This is a genomic window from Streptomyces sp. NPDC048278 (assembly GCF_040652195.1).
GTDB lineage: Bacteria > Actinomycetota > Actinomycetes > Streptomycetales > Streptomycetaceae > Streptomyces.
In genome coordinates this window covers 53,065-67,173 of record NZ_JBEZLP010000024.1, presented here as the reverse complement: position 1 = coordinate 67,173, position 14,109 = coordinate 53,065, and the positions used below count along the sequence as shown (strand labels likewise).

The following is a 14,109-nucleotide window of genomic DNA, read 5'->3' as shown; positions in this document are numbered from 1 at the left end:
TCACGGCCCGGCCCCGGCGCATGCCCGGCTGGGCGAAACTGGTCACCGCGTTGGTGCTGGTGCTCGTGGTGCTGTTCGCCGGGATCAAACTGGCGGTGCTGCCGGGGATCAAGGACCTGTTCGGTACGGAGACCCGCGACAACACCGGCCCGGCGCTGCTCAAGTCCATCCAGGACATGAGCCGTTACGACGCGGCCTCCGGCAACTTCCAGGTCGTCGTGGACCTGGAGAAGGACGCCAAGTACCTGCCCAGCGCGATCCGCGGCACCCGCACCCTGTACGTCGGCGCGGGCACCGTCGACTCCTACGTCGACCTCGGCAAGATCGCCCAGAAGGACGTGACGGTCAACGACGACCGGACCGAGGCCACCATCCGGCTGCCGCACGCGCAGCTGGGCAAGGCCACCCTGGACGCCGACCACTCGTACGCCGTCTCCAAGCAGCGCGGTCTGCTGGACCGGATCGGGGACCTGTTCTCGGACAACCCGAACAGCGAACAGGCGGTGCAGAAGCTCGCGGTGAAGCACATCTCGGACGCGGCCAAGGACAGCGGGCTGACCACCCGCGCCGAGACCAACACCACCGGCATGCTGGAGGGCCTGCTGCACTCCCTCGGCTTCACGGAGGTGCACGTGTCCTACGGGACGGTCTGACCGACACCGCGCGCCCGGCCCCGCCGGCGCCGGGCGACCGGCCTCACCGAGGCCGGGAGAGCAACCGCCCGGCGCCGTGGGGCCGGGCGGCATCTTGGGGCACTTCGCGGGTAACAGCGTTACCAAGCCGCCAAGTTCACGAGTGGAGGATCGGATGGCCAGCGCCGCCTCGCGCCTGCGCACCGCCAAGGGCGAACCGAACGAGGAGACGAAGAAGGGCAAGGGCCCCGGCAGCAGCCCCGGGCTGTTCGCCAGGACCGCACGCCTGGTCAGGAGCCGCGGCACCGCGGCGGGGGCCACCACGGAGAAGGGCGGCGCCGCCAAGCCCGCGGGCGCCGGCAGGAACGGCGCCGGCGGGAAGAAGGCCGCCATCGGCAGGGTTCGCGGCTTCGGCAGGAAGCCCGCCCCGGGGAAGGCCCCCGGCAAGGCTTCCGCGAAGGCCGGCGCCGCGAAAGCCTCCTCCGCCAAAGCCGCCACCGCCAAGGCCACCACCGCCAAAGCCGCCACCGCCAAGGCCACCGCCGCCGAGCGGCGACCGCTGCCCCTCCCGCTGCGGCTGCTGGCCATGACGTGTGCCTTCGCCGTGATGGTGGCGTTCGCGGTCGTGCTGGCCAAGCTGACGCTCGATCCCTCCCCCGCCTCGGTGTCGATCGCCCACACCAACCTGCACCCCGGCGCCACCCTCAAGATCTATCTCGACCAGCCCGCGTTCCGCGACGCCGTGAAGCAGGTCGGCGGGAACATCCTGCTCGGCGTCCCGTTCGGGATCCTGGTGCCGGTCCTCGCGCCGGGCGCCCGGGGCATCCTGCGGGTGCTGCTGCTCACCGCGATCGTGATGCTGCTGGTGGAGCTGGCACAGGGTGCGCTGGTCACCGGCCGGGCGTTCGACGTGGACGACGTCATCCTCAACACCACGGGCGCGCTGGTCGGTTGGCTGCTGCTGGGCCGCCGGCTCGGTCGCGCGGTGCACGCCCGCAAGCGCAAGGCCTGACGGCCGGGGCGGCGTCCGGAACCGGCCACCTGATCGTCCAGTACTGGTCCGTACCAAGGTATTGACGCACGACTTATCTCACTCCTTAAATCAACAGGCATCACCCTTACCCCCCACCCCGGCCGGACGCCTCCCCGCGCCCGGCCGCCGTACGGAAGGGAGTGCCATGGCCTCGCCACGACTGCTCCGCAGATGCCTGCTCGCCGCCCTGTCCGCCGTCGCCCTGGTCGGGTCCTTCGCGCTCGGTCCCGCCCACCGGGCCGAGGCCGCCGACGCGAGCGCGGCGGCCGTGACCTTCTCCGACACCTTCGACGGGGCCGCCGGTTCGCCGGTGAACTCCTCGAAGTGGACGCTGGAGACCGGCGACAACGTCAACAACCACGAACGGGAGTACTACACCTCCGGCACCAACAACGCCGCCCTCGACGGCCAGGGCCACCTGGTCATCACGGCGAAGAAGGAGAACCCCGCCAACTACCAGTGCTGGTACGGCACCTGCCAGTACACCTCGGCCCGGCTGAACACCTCCGGGAAGTTCAGCGCGCAGTACGGACACGTCGAGGCCCGGATGAAGATCCCGCGCGGGCAGGGCATGTGGCCGGCGTTCTGGATGCTGGGCACCGACATCGGGTCGGTCGGCTGGCCGAACTCCGGTGAGATCGACGTCATGGAGAACGTCGGCTACGAGCCCTCCACGGTCCACGGCACCATCCACGGCCCCGGCTACTCCGGGTCCAACGGGATAGGCGCCGCCTACTCGCTGCCGAACGGGCAGGCCTTCGCGGACGCCTTCCACACGTTCGCCGTCGACTGGGCGCCCAACTCGATCAGGTGGTCGGTCGACGGTGTCGTCTACCAGACGCGCACCCCCTCCGACGTGGGCGGCAACACGTGGGCCTTCAACAAGCCGTTCTTCCTGATCCTGAACCTGGCCGTGGGCGGCTACTGGCCGGGCGACCCGGACGGCTCGACCGCCTTCCCGGCGCAGCTGGTCGTGGACTCGGTGTCGGTGACGACCAGTGACAGTGCGGCCGGGGTCGCGATCAGGGGGCTGGCCGGCAAGTGCGTGGACGTGGCCGGGGCGAACACCGCCAACGGGACGCCCGTCGACCTCTACGACTGCAACGGCACCGCCGCCCAGCAGTGGACCGTCGGCAGCGACGGCACCGTCCGCGCGCTGGGCAAGTGCCTGGACGTCACCGGCGGCGGCACCGCGGACGGCACGACGGTCCAGCTCTACGACTGCAATGGCACGGCCGCCCAGAAGTGGGCCGTCTCGTCGGCGAACGACATCGTGAACCCGCAGGCGAACAAGTGCCTCGACGTCACCGGCAACAACTCGGCCAACGGCACCCGGCTGCAGATCTGGACCTGCACGGGCGGCGCCAACCAGAAGTGGACGGTCGGCTGACCGCAGGCCGCACCGCGGGCCGCGGCCAGGGCCTGTCTGACCATTCCCGTCTGCCTCGCGACGCCGTGCACGCACTCTCGCCGCACCGGGCGCAGACCCAAGTACGTCCAGTACGAGGGCCTACGCCCGGCACGCCGAGAGCACGCACCCGACGCCGCGAGGCCGCCCTCCGGGCGACGACGGGAATCGTCAGACAGGCCCTAGCGGCGCAGTGGGCGGGGCGCCCAGGTGAACTTGTCCCCGCCCACCCAGCAGACCACGTCCGGATCGTCCAGGTCGTGGACCTTGATGCCGTAGGACGCGGCGACCTCCAGCACGTCCGTGACGGTGCGTGCCTGGCCGACCACCTCGCCGTCGATCTCCACGATGCGGAAGGGCGGGGTGCCGGGCTTGCCGGTCATGACCCCGAGCACCAGGATCCGCGGCTGGGAGATGAACGGGCTCGCTATCTCGGTCATGCAATCGAGGGTAGATCTCCCTGGCCGGAAGTGACCGGTGCAAGTCACCCCGACGGCCGAGGCCGCCACGGACTTTGCCAGGATATTTGCGCGCGTTTCTTCACTTTTGCGCGGCTTTGATAAAAGTGCGGGCATATCCACGACCGGCCCTGGTGACGCTCGTCACCCGCGGGCCCGGAACACCCAGGGGTGGTTGCCCGTTGAACCAGGCGTGGGTGCGGATGGGACAGTGTCCCCGGGCCTCACCTTTTGCCCACAGGGACGATCGTTCGGCTGAAGCCCTGTGGAGCCTTTCGCCGAGAGGCGACCGCCATCCGTGCCCACCACCTGGCCGCCCCGGCCGCGAATCCCCCGTCGCGGCCGGGGCTTTCTCCTGTTCGGGACCGGTCGCGGACGTCCGGCCCGGCGCGCCGGGCCCGGCTTGACTTCGAGAGCACTCGAATTCGTAGCGTTCGAGTCATGAGCGCTACGACACCTCAGCACAAGATCGGTTCCGGATTCGGCGCGGACAGCACGGCGGACGAGGTCCTCGCGGGTCTCGACCTCGGCGGCCGGCTCGCTGTCGTCACCGGCGGCTACTCCGGGCTCGGACTGGAGACCACCCGGGCCCTCACCAGGGCCGGCGCCCACGTCGTCGTCCCCGCACGGCGCGCCGAGACCGCCCACGAGGCGCTGGCGGGCCTGGACGGGGTCGAGGTGGACGAGCTGGACCTCGGCGACCTGGACAGCGTGCGCGGCTTCGCGGAGCGGTTCCTGGCCTCCGGACGGACCGTCGACTTCATGATCGACAGCGCGGGGATCATGGCCTGCCCGGAGACCCGGGTCGGGCCCGGCTGGGAGGCCCAGTTCGCCACCAACCACCTCGGGCACTTCGCCCTCGTCAACCGGCTCTGGCCGGCCCTCGCGCCCGGCGGCGCCCGGGTCGTGTCGGTCTCCTCCCGTGCCCACCACTTCGCCGGCATGCGCTGGGACGACGTCCAGTGGACGCACGGCTACGACAAGTGGGAGGCGTACGGCCAGGCCAAGACCGCGAACGTGCTGTTCGCCGTGCACCTCGACCGGCTCGGCCGGGACTCCGGCGTGCGGGCCTTCGCCCTACACCCCGGCGGCATCATGACCCCGCTCCAGCGGCACATCCCCCGCGAGGAGATGATCGAGCGCGGCTGGATCGACGAGCAGGGCACCTTCCTGAACCCGCAGGGCTTCAAGACGCCCGAGCAGGGTGCGGCCACCCAGACCTGGGCGGCCACCTCCGCGCAGCTGGCGGAGATGGGCGGGGTGTACCTGGAGGACTGCGACGTCGCCGAGCCCGCCGTGGAGGGCGGGACGACCGGCGTGAAGGCCTGGGCGGTCGACCCGGAGCAGGCCGCCCGCCTGTGGGCCCTGTCGGCGGAGCTGACCGGCGTCGACGCGTTCGCCTGAGGCGAGCGCGGACGCGGCGCCCGGGGCCGCCGCCGTCCCTTCCCGGGGTCAGGCCGACGGCTCGTCGGGGACCGGGTCCCCGGGGTGCACCGCCCCCGAGCGCGGTGCACCCCGGGGACCCGCACCGGCCTCGTCGGGGTCGGGCACGCCGACGTCGCCTGGCTCCTCGGGCCGTCCGCTCTCCGCCGCCTCCCACGGGTCACGGCCGGACCCGGCCTGCTGGTCCGGGAGGTCCCGGGGCACCGGCTTGCCGCCCCGCTTCTCGCCCACCGCGCACTCCCTCGTGTCGTTCCGCGACGACGCCCCCAGGCCCCGTCCCGTGGCCTCGTACGACGGCCTCGTGGCCCCGTCCGGGCAGCAGCCGAGTACCTCGGCGGAACCGGGCGAAACGCGAGGACAGGCAGGCGCGGGGGACAGTCGGGTGCGTGCGTCGGCGCGGGGACGGGGGGCGCGTGGGTCAGCGCGGGCTGCGTTCCTCCAGGGCCGCGCGCCAGGCGGGGAGCCGGTCCTCGGTCGCGGGTTCGGCGCGGCGGCCCCCGCGGTTGAAGAAGTCGGCGAGGGGCAGGATCGCGGCGCCGACGGTGACCGCGTCCGGGCCGAGCCGGCCGAGGTCGATGGTGACCTGCTCGGCGGGGTGGCGCAGCGCGTACGTGGTGGCGTACCGGCGTACGGCGGGCAGGAAGCGGGCGCCGAGTTCCAGGCCCGCCCAGCCGCCGATCAGGATCCGCTCCGGCTGGAACAGGTTGATCAGGTCGGAGAGGCCCGCGCCCAGGTACTCGGCGGTCTCCTCCAGGACGGCGAGCGCGACCGGGTCGGGCTCGGTGCCCTCGGACGGGTAGGCGGCGGCGAGCATCGCGGCGAGCGCGGTCTCCTCGTCGAGGCCCTCGTCCGGACGGCCGCCCTCCTCGCGCCAGCGGGCCAGCAGCGACTCGGCGCCCGCGTACGCCTCCAGGCAGCCGAGCGCCCCGCAGCGGCAGCGGCGGCCCCGCACCCGTACGGTCAGATGCCCCCACTCGACGGCCCGGCCGTTCTCCACGTCGGCGGTGACCAGGCAGGCGCCGACGCCGGAGCCGAAGAGCACCACGACCGCGTTGTCCGCGCCACGGCCGGCGCCGAACCACATCTCGGCCTGGCCGAGGGTCTTGGCCCCGTTGTCGATGAAGTACCGCACCGAGTCCGGGAGCCGGCAGCCGGAGCGCAGCAGTTCCTCCAGCGGGACCGCGTCCCAGCCGATGGTCTGGCCGTGCACGACGGCGCCCCGGTCGTCGGTGTGCTCGATGATGCCGGGCACGCCGACGCCGACGCCGAGGAGCAGTTCGGGCGAGGCGCCCTCGGTGGCGAGGACCTCGTCGATGCCGTCCCTGATGTGGCCGACGATCACCTCGACGTCGTAGCCCTGCTGCGCCAAAGGGCGCTCGACGCGGGCCAGTTCGGTGAGGTTGAGGTCGAACAGCTCGACCCGGACCCGGGTCTCGCCGACGTCCACGCCGATCATGTGTCCGCTGTGCGGGGCGACGCGCAGCAGGGTGCGTGGACGGCCGCCGTCGGAGTCGACGCTGCCGGCCTCCTCGACCAGGCCGTCGGCGACCAGGTCCGCGACCACGTTGCTCACCGAGCCGGAGCTCAGGCCCGTGGCCGGGCCCAGCTCGAAGCGGCTCAGCGGGCCGTCGAAGTAGAGCCGCTGCAGTACGGCCGTGCGGTTGGCCCTCCTGAGGTCGCGTACCGTGCGCCCGTTCCGCCCCGCCATGTGGCTCCCTTCACGAACCCTGCCCGACCTGCAACATACTCCTTCGGGAGGGTGGAAGCGATATTTTCCCAACCCTTAGTTCACGCTGTGAGCTAAGCAGGGGGAGGCACCGGGTCGCGCCACAGGGGTGCGGGTCGCGCGCGGACCGACGGCCGGAGAGGGCTTCTCGCGCAGTTCCTCCCCCAGCCTACGGCCGGGGGTACCCCCGGCGCCCCTCACGGGCGCTCCGCGCCTAGGCCTCGATCAGGAGGACGCGTACACATCCTCCACGAAACGTCCGTCCGCCACCAGGGAGTTCAGCCATTCCTCGGCGTTTCCGCCAGGAGTGCGGTCCCGGTACATGGCGCGGAACGCCTCCCGTACCCCCGGCGCCATCCGGGCGCCGTCCCCGCAGACGTACACCCGGGCGCCCGCTTCCAGCAGTTGCCACACCTCGTCCGCCTCGGCGGTGATGCGGTGCTGGACGAAGGTGCCGGCCGTGCTGAAGGCCGGGCGCAGGGAGACGGCGCCCGCGGTCTGCGCGGCGTGGAGCTCCTCGGCGTGCAGGTAGTCGGCGTCGGCGGCGTCGCAGCCGAAGTAGCAGAGGGCGGGCGGGAGTTGGGTGCCCGACCGGAGGGCCGCGGTGCGGTCGGCGACGGCGCCGCGGAAGGGTGCCAGGCCGGTGCCCGCGGCGATCATGACGACCGGGACGCTGCCGTCGATCCGGAAGGCCTCCCGGCAGGGCTGGACGCGGGCGTGGAGCGTGTCGCCGGGGCGCAGGGTGGCCAGGTGGCCCGAGCCGGTGCCCCGGTAGGTGCCGTTGCCGGACCTGGCGGGGGCTTCCAGGAGGGAGATCATCAGGTCCGCGTGGCGGGGGTCGGCGGCCGGGGACGAGGAGATCGAGTAGTGCCGGGGCTTCAGGGGGGTCAGGAGGTCCAGGAGGCGGGGCCAGTCGAGGGCGCCGCGCAGCGCGGGGTGGTCCTCGACGATCTCGACGAGGGTGCGCGGGTCGCCGCCCGGGGAGCCCGCGGCGGCCGGCGCGGCGAGGGCGGCGAGGGCGGCCCTCTCGGGCGGGCAGGGGTTGGCGTCGGCCAGGAGGGAGAACTGGCGGGCGTTGGGCCGCTCCTGCAACTCGATGTGGTGGGTGAGGAGTTGGCGGACCGTCAGTGGGCGGTCGACGGCGAGGCCGTCGCGGCGCGGGCGGCCGGTGCGGATGTCGAGGACGGTGTCGGCGTCGACGCCGAGAGCGGTGATCGCGCGGTCGACCAGCGCCGGGTCGTTGGCGGGGAGCACGGTGAGGTGGTCGGCGGTGCGGTAGGTGACGTCCTCGGGCAGGGCGATCCGCAGGAAGCGCTTGGTGCGGCTGTGGCCGGGAGCGGTGAGGTCGTAGGCGTCGGTGACGGTCATCGGGACGAGTCCGTGGTGCGCGGCGAGGGCGTCGAGCGGGCCGCCTGCCAGGGTGCGGACCTCGTACCCGGCGGTGGGCTCCGGTGTGGCGACGGCGTCGGGGTCGCCGTACCGCTCCAGCAGGGCGGTGCGCAGCCGGGCGGTGAACTCGCGGACCGTGCCGCCGAGGTCGCCGGAGGCGTCGGCGGCGGCCCGGTCGACGAGGCGGGTGGCGCCGAGTTCGGCGAGGCGGGCGTCGACGCGGGTCGGGAAGTGCTGGTAGGTGGCGGCCCAGTTGCGGTCGCCGACCCCGAGGACGGCGTAGGTCACCCCGGTGAGGTCGGGGCCGCCGTCCAGCCAGGCGGCGAAGGCGGTGGCGTCGTCGGTGGGGCGGCCGTTGTAGGAGGCGGCGGTGATGACGACGGGCCGGTCGGTGGGCAGGCCGCCGACGTAGGCGTCCAGGGCCGCGACCTCGGTGTCGCAGCCGATCTCGCCCGCCTCGTCCGCGAGTTGGGCGGCGAAGCCGCGGCAGGTGCCGTAGTTGCTGCCGTGCAGGAGGAGGGCGCCGGTGCCGGTGCGGACCCGGGCCGGGAGCGTCGCCGTCGGGTGCTGGTCGGCGGCGGCAGCCTGCCGGGCGCCCGGCAGGGGCGGGTGGACGCGGTCGGCGGGGGTGCGCGGGGTGAGGGTCAGGGTGAAGCCCTCGGGCTTGAGGGTGAGCGTCTCCTTGACGGTGAGCGCGTAGTCCGCGTGGTCGTGCGGCCGGTAGCGGTGCACCAGCATGGCCAGCAGCATGGTCGCCTCGTGGAGCGCGAACTGCCGTCCGATACAGGCCCGTTCACCGGTGCCGAAGGGCTTGAAGGCGTGCACCGGGCGGGACGCCTCGGCTTCCGGGGTGAACCGGGAGGGGTCGAACAGCTCGGGGTTGTCGCCCCAGACCGGCTGGCGGTGCAGCATCGGTGCGAGGACGGTGACGGCCTGCCCGGCCTTCAGCGGGATCCGGCCGCCGAGCAGGGTGTCGTCCAGGGCGTGCCGGCCGAAGGCGGCGGCGGTCGGCCACAGCCGCAGCGCCTCGTTGAGCACCTGCCGGGTGTAGGCGAGGCGGCCAACCTCGTCGTACGTCGGCTCCGGGTCGGGCGTGTCGCCCCACAGGGCGTCCGCCTCGCGCTGCACCAGCCGGAGCGCGGTGGGGTGCTTGGCCAGGTAGTACAGGGCGAAGGACATCGCACCGGAGGTGGTCTCGTGGCCCGCGATGAGGAAGGTGATGACCTGGTTGCGGATGTTGGCGCGGTCCAGGGTGGTGCCGTCCTCGGGGTGCCGGGCGGAGAGCATCAGGCCGAGGAGGTCCCCGGCTCCGCTCTGGTCGGTGCCGGTGCGGGCGGCGATGACGTCGTCGACGACCTGGGCGAGGTAGCCGGCGTCGTCGTGGAAGGCCGCGTCGGCCGCCGAGTGGTCGGTGCCGGGCTTGCGGGCCAGGCGGGTCATGCTCCACTCCAGGCAGCGGACCATGGACTCGACGAAGGGGTGGGGTTCGGCGCGTTCGAAGGAGCCGAAGTCGTAGCCGAACCCGGCCAGGCCGATGGTGTCGAGGGTCATCCGGGTCATGTCGTCCGGGACGTCGACCGGGCGGCCTTCACGGGCGGCCCGGTCCCAGGACTCGATGAGGCGGCGGGCGACCTTCACCATCACCGGGTGGTAGGTGCGCATCGAGCCGAGGGCGAAGGCGGGCATCAGGATGTCGTGCGCCTTGGCCCAGTTGGGCTCGTCGTTGTAGGCGGTGAACAGCCCGTCGGCGGCGAAGGCGCGGACGTTCTCCAGGGCGGGGCCGACGTGCTTGGCGAAGCGCTGCTCGTCGGCGAGGTCGGCGACCAGGTCGGCGTCGGCGACGAACAGGGTGTCCCGCCCGTGCAGCCGCCGTACCAGGACCGGTCCGTGCTCCCGCATCAGGTCCATGACCTGCTGGATCGGGGTGCGGCCGGGGCCGGTGGCGGTGATGTCGACGACGAGGACGCCGGACAGGGCGGGTGCGGGGTCGGGGTGCGGCGCGGTGGGGGGCATGGCGCGACAACTGCCTTTCGCGGTACGGAAAGTCCTGTGATCCAGCGTGGTCCCGCCCGGGTGGGACCCGGCGCCGCCGCACTACACGATCGTGCAGTCGAAAGTGCCCGCCGGCTCTTGCGCCGGACCGGTGGAGTTGCCCGTGGCCCGGGTGCTCGCCTTGGATGAGGGCCGAAGAGAGGTGCGGTGGGCATGGAGGCGGGCGGGCTCGACGGCGTGGTGTGGCGCAATCGTGCCCTGACGCTGTTCGACCGGGTGGCGGTGCCGGTCGCGGTGTGCGACGTGTACGGACTGGTGGTGCTGGCCAACCCGGCGATGGCCGCGGAGTGCGGTACGACCCCGGGCCGGCTGCGCGGCCGGGACGTGCTGGAGCTGTTCCGCCCGCAGGAGGAGGCGCAGGTGGAGCGGATCGCCGAGGCGCTGCGGCTGCGGCACCGCTCGCGCTACCAGGTGTCGGTGCGGTGGCCGGCGCCCGGCGGGGCGGACCGGTACGGGGAGCTGACGGCGGACCCGGTGAGCGAGGCGGTGGGCGAGACGCCCTCGCTGCTGGTGATGTTGCGGGTGGACGGCGAGCGCCCGGCACCGCGGGCGGAACCCGCGCGGGTCACACCGGTCGAGGGCCGGGTACTGGCCCTGCTGGCCGGCGGCGCCACCACCGCACGGGCCGCCAAGGAGCTGGGCCTGACCAGCGACGGTGTCACCTATCACCTGCGCCGCCTCTCGGCCCGCTGGGACGCCGCCACCCGCACCGAACTGGTCGCCCGCGCCTACGCCTTGGGCGTACTCAGACCAGGCATCTGGCCCCCCACCCCGACCGGGTAGGCGGTGCCCGCGCCGACGGGGCGCCCAAGCGGGCGACGAACCGGGAGTGGCAGGCGCCGTCCCGGCGTCCGTGGCGCCCATCGGGCTCCCCCTGCGGCCGGTCCGGTGACGGCCGCGGGCTGTGGCCGGTCCGGTGACGGCCGGCCCTGGCCGATCACGGCCGGCCGGGTCGCGGTCGTTTCGGCGTGGGTGTCAGCTCGTGACGGCGATGAGTACGCCGCACCCGAGGAAGGCCAGCGCGCCGAAGGTCAGGAACACCACCGGTCCCACGACGTGGCGCCACATGCGCACGCGGGCGATCTGCGGGTTCTGTGCCAGGTAGACGACCTCCACCTGCCGTCCCGTCGCCAGCCCCATGCCGGTCCCCTGTGCCCGCGGCCTGAACTCCACCCGGTAGCCCCGGCGGTCCGTGAAGGCGATGACCGGGACCCACTTCGGCCCGTCGCTGTCCGTGGTGCGCACGTTGTCCACGACGAGGCCCCAGGTGCGCACGCCGTGCCGCCGCAGCCGGTGCACCACCGTGCCCTCGTGCACCGCGGCCACGAGCAGCCCCAGGCCGGCCACCGCGCACAGCACCGCGCCGATGTTCACACGCCTCAACCCTTCCGTCCCACCCGACCGTTCAGCACCTCGGCTGGAGAAGACGCGTCGGCCTGGCGATCGGTTTCCGAGGAAGGGGTTCCGCTTCGGCAACTTTCCGTAATCGACTCTGGTCAAGCAGCCACCGGCGCGGTAGTGATCTGCGGAAAACACGTTCGCCGTGACACACGAGTGGGAACAGGCCAAGGGATGCACACCGTACGGAAGTGGGCCGAGGGGCTGCCGCGACTCCTGCGTCGGCACCGGGACCCGGTGGTCGTCCAGACCCTGCGGTCGGCCACCGCGGCCACGATCGCCTACGTGGTCGCGCTCCACCTGAGCCCGGAGCCGGCTCCGCTGACCGCCCCGCTGACCGCACTGCTGGTCGTCCAGGTCACCCTGTACGCCACTCTGACCAACGGCTTCCGCCGGGTGAACTCGGTGGTGGCCGGGGTGCTGGTGGCCATCGCCTTCAGCCAGCTGGTGGGGCTGACCTGGTGGAGCCTGGCCCTGCTGATCGTGGCCTCGCTCGGGGTCGGCCATCTGGTGCGGGTCGACGAGTACATCCCCGAGGTGGCGATCAGCGCCATGCTGGTCCTCGGGGTCACGACGATCAGCAGTACGGCGTGGGCGCGGATCGTGGAGACCCTGATCGGCGCGGTCGTCGGCATGGGCTGCAACCTCCTGCTCCCGCCCCCGGTGTGGGTGGACGAGGCCGGGGAGTCGATCGAGGGCCTGGCCCGCCGGCTGCGGCAGCTGATGCTGCGGATGGGCGAGGAGGCCGCGGAGATCATGCCGTGGCAGCAGGCCGCCGCACGGCTGCACGAGGCCCGCCGCCTGGACCACGCCATCGTCGAGGTGGACGCGGCGCTGCGGCAGGCGGAGGACAGTCTGCGGCTCAATCCGCGGGTCAGGGAGGGGCTGCTGCACCGCGTGGTGCTGCGCACCGGCCTGGACACGCTGGAGATCTGCACGGTCGTGCTGCGCGTGCTGGCCCGCACCTTCACCGACCTGGCCAAGGCCCGCGAGCCCGAACCGCTGTTCGCGTCGGACGCGGGTGCGGCCGTGGAACAGCTGCTGTCCCAGATCGCCGACGCGGTGGTCAGCTTCGCGGTGCTGGTGACCACCAGCATCAGCGAGAACGCCGAGTCGGCCGAGGCCCGGCTCGCCGCCGAGCTGCACGCGGCGTCCGGCACCCGCGACAAGCTCGCCGACCTGCTCCACGAGGAGATCCGCCACGACGACCGGAACTGGCAGCTGCTCGGCGCCGTGCTGACCGAGGTCAACCGGCTGCTGGACGAGCTCGACACCGAGCACCGCACCCGCCGTCTGCTGGAGGAACTGGACCGGGTCTCCGGCGAGCAGCGCGCCAAGCGGCCGTGGCTCACCTGGCTGCGGGAGCGGGTGGGCGTACCGGACCGGCTGCGGCGGAACCGGGGCGGTGGTCCGGGACGTTCTCCGTCAGGGACCGGAAAGGGGGCACGCCGATGACGGACACGGCGGTACGGATCGACGGGAACACGCTGCGGCTGCCGGGCGGGGTGGCGGTGCGGTTCGTGCGCACGCTGCGGCTGCCGGAGACGGGCACGCATCCGCTGCCGCCGGGGCTGGGCGAGTTCCCGGTCCGGCGGGTGAGCGATTTCCCGGACACGGTTCCGGACGAGTGGCGGGCGCGCGGCGGGGTGATGCTGCCGGTGTACCTGCGCGAGGCGATGTGGCTGAGCTTCGCGGGCACGGCGGAACCGGCCGCACTCCAGGTCGGCGTCGGCAAGGTGTGCGCGGTCTCCGGCGAGCCGTGGCGCGACCGGCTGTCCCGGAAACCGCAGAACTACCTGGTGCTGCCGCGCCAACCGTGGCTGGACGGCATCAACTCCGGGAAGGGCACGGTCCGCCAGTTCGTGGCGGTGCCGCTCGGGCTGGGCGCGACGGTGGAGGGGCAGGTCACCGGCGAGGAGGTGTGGGGCGGGGTGCAGCTCCAGTCCTTCACGCTCGGAGACGGCCCGCTCGCCGAGTGGCGGCGCGAGGAGCGGTTGCGCCAGGAGCAGCTGCGGCGGGAGCGGATGCGCGGGCCCGGTCCGGCGGGCGCCGTCGACGCGGCCCTGCCGATGATGTCCGCCCTCCCCGCGCCCGCCCCCGCGCCGGGCGGGGCCCCGGCCGCCAGGTCGGCCGGGATGGGCCTCGGCGTCGGCGGCTCGATGCGCCAGGAGGTGTACGAGGACGACCGGCCGCTGGGCGACTGGGCCGGGACCCCGGCCGGGCGCGTCTTCGTGCACCTGGTCACGCCCCCGCAGTGGCACCGCATCACGGGCGAGGCACCCCCTCCGTCGCCGGTGGACCGGGCGGCGTACACCCGCGCGGGCCTGCCCTGGTTCGACTACTACGACGAGGACGCCCGGGATCTCGCCCCCACGGACACCCTGGAGGCGGTCAAGCCGGTCGGCGACTGGCTCGGCGACGACCTGGAGCCCTGGCAGCAGCCGACCGCGGGGCAGGTGGTCCCGCTGAAGGACGCGCAGGGCAAGCCGGTGGAGGACGGCGACTGGTGACACCGTTGCACCGGATGCAACAGGCGTTGCTCTTCTTGCGCTGCCCCCTCGGTCCGCGTC

Annotated in this window: 12 protein-coding genes; 7 read left to right on the top strand and 5 right to left on the bottom strand. The window is 73.2% G+C overall.

What is annotated here, in order from left to right:
* Nucleotides 1-20 precede the first annotated feature (20 nt).
* The 3 genes from AB0D74_RS33400 (at nt 21) to AB0D74_RS33390 (ending at nt 3,055) form a co-directional block, all read left to right on the top strand.
* The gene (locus tag AB0D74_RS33400; protein WP_351712197.1) at nt 21-653 is read left to right on the top strand and encodes a DUF4230 domain-containing protein; all 633 of its coding nucleotides are present in this window, start codon (nt 21-23) and stop codon (nt 651-653) included.
* A 538-nt stretch (nt 654-1,191) separates the two neighbouring features.
* Nucleotides 1,192-1,644 carry a VanZ family protein gene (locus tag AB0D74_RS33395; RefSeq protein ID WP_362595496.1) on the top strand — a complete coding sequence of 151 codons (453 nt, stop codon included), beginning with the start codon at nt 1,192-1,194 and terminating at the stop codon, nt 1,642-1,644.
* A gap of 166 nt (nt 1,645-1,810) precedes the next feature.
* Nucleotides 1,811-3,055 carry a family 16 glycosylhydrolase gene (locus AB0D74_RS33390; protein ID WP_362595296.1) on the top strand — a complete coding sequence of 415 codons (1,245 nt, stop codon included), beginning with the start codon at nt 1,811-1,813 and terminating at the stop codon, nt 3,053-3,055.
* Nucleotides 3,056-3,255: 200 nt separating this feature from the next.
* On the opposite strand, the gene AB0D74_RS33385 is transcribed toward AB0D74_RS33390, so the two are convergent.
* Nucleotides 3,256-3,513 (bottom strand): hypothetical protein, encoded by a 258-nt coding sequence (locus AB0D74_RS33385; protein WP_362595294.1) that lies wholly within the window; start codon nt 3,511-3,513, stop codon nt 3,256-3,258.
* Between the two features lie 459 nt (nt 3,514-3,972).
* On the opposite strand from AB0D74_RS33385, the gene AB0D74_RS33380 reads away from it, so the two are divergent.
* A complete protein-coding gene (locus tag AB0D74_RS33380) occupies nt 3,973-4,935 on the top strand; it encodes an SDR family NAD(P)-dependent oxidoreductase (protein WP_362595292.1) in 963 nt (320 codons plus the stop codon).
* A gap of 48 nt (nt 4,936-4,983) precedes the next feature.
* Here AB0D74_RS33380 and AB0D74_RS33375 read toward each other — a convergent pair whose 3' ends face one another.
* The 3 genes from AB0D74_RS33375 to AB0D74_RS33365 all read right to left on the bottom strand — a co-directional run bounded on the left by AB0D74_RS33375 (nt 4,984) and on the right by AB0D74_RS33365 (nt 10,102).
* Nucleotides 4,984-5,205: a hypothetical protein gene (locus AB0D74_RS33375; protein WP_362595290.1), complete on the bottom strand. Its 222-nt coding sequence runs from the start codon at nt 5,203-5,205 to the stop codon at nt 4,984-4,986.
* A 187-nt stretch (nt 5,206-5,392) separates the two neighbouring features.
* Nucleotides 5,393-6,682, bottom strand: coding sequence for an ROK family transcriptional regulator (locus AB0D74_RS33370; protein WP_362595288.1), 1,290 nt, complete (start codon nt 6,680-6,682; stop codon nt 5,393-5,395).
* 243 nt (nt 6,683-6,925) lie between these two features.
* Nucleotides 6,926-10,102, bottom strand: a complete 3,177-nt coding sequence (locus AB0D74_RS33365) for a cytochrome P450 (RefSeq protein ID WP_362595286.1) — start codon at nt 10,100-10,102, stop codon at nt 6,926-6,928.
* 192 nt (nt 10,103-10,294) lie between these two features.
* On the opposite strand from AB0D74_RS33365, the gene AB0D74_RS33360 reads away from it, so the two are divergent.
* Nucleotides 10,295-10,924, top strand: coding sequence for a PAS domain-containing protein (locus tag AB0D74_RS33360; protein ID WP_362595284.1), 630 nt, complete (start codon nt 10,295-10,297; stop codon nt 10,922-10,924).
* 192 nt (nt 10,925-11,116) lie between these two features.
* On the opposite strand, the gene AB0D74_RS33355 is transcribed toward AB0D74_RS33360, so the two are convergent.
* Complete coding sequence (locus AB0D74_RS33355) at nt 11,117-11,515, bottom strand: DUF3592 domain-containing protein (protein WP_362595282.1); 399 nt, start codon at nt 11,513-11,515, stop codon at nt 11,117-11,119.
* A gap of 198 nt (nt 11,516-11,713) precedes the next feature.
* Between AB0D74_RS33355 and AB0D74_RS33350 the strand changes: the two genes are divergently transcribed.
* The gene (locus AB0D74_RS33350; RefSeq protein ID WP_362595280.1) at nt 11,714-12,994 is read left to right on the top strand and encodes an FUSC family protein; all 1,281 of its coding nucleotides are present in this window, start codon (nt 11,714-11,716) and stop codon (nt 12,992-12,994) included.
* Complete coding sequence (locus AB0D74_RS33345) at nt 12,991-14,049, top strand: hypothetical protein (protein ID WP_362595278.1); 1,059 nt, start codon at nt 12,991-12,993, stop codon at nt 14,047-14,049. Before AB0D74_RS33350 ends, AB0D74_RS33345 begins: the two co-directional genes overlap by 4 nt.
* Nucleotides 14,050-14,109: the final 60 nt, after the last annotated feature.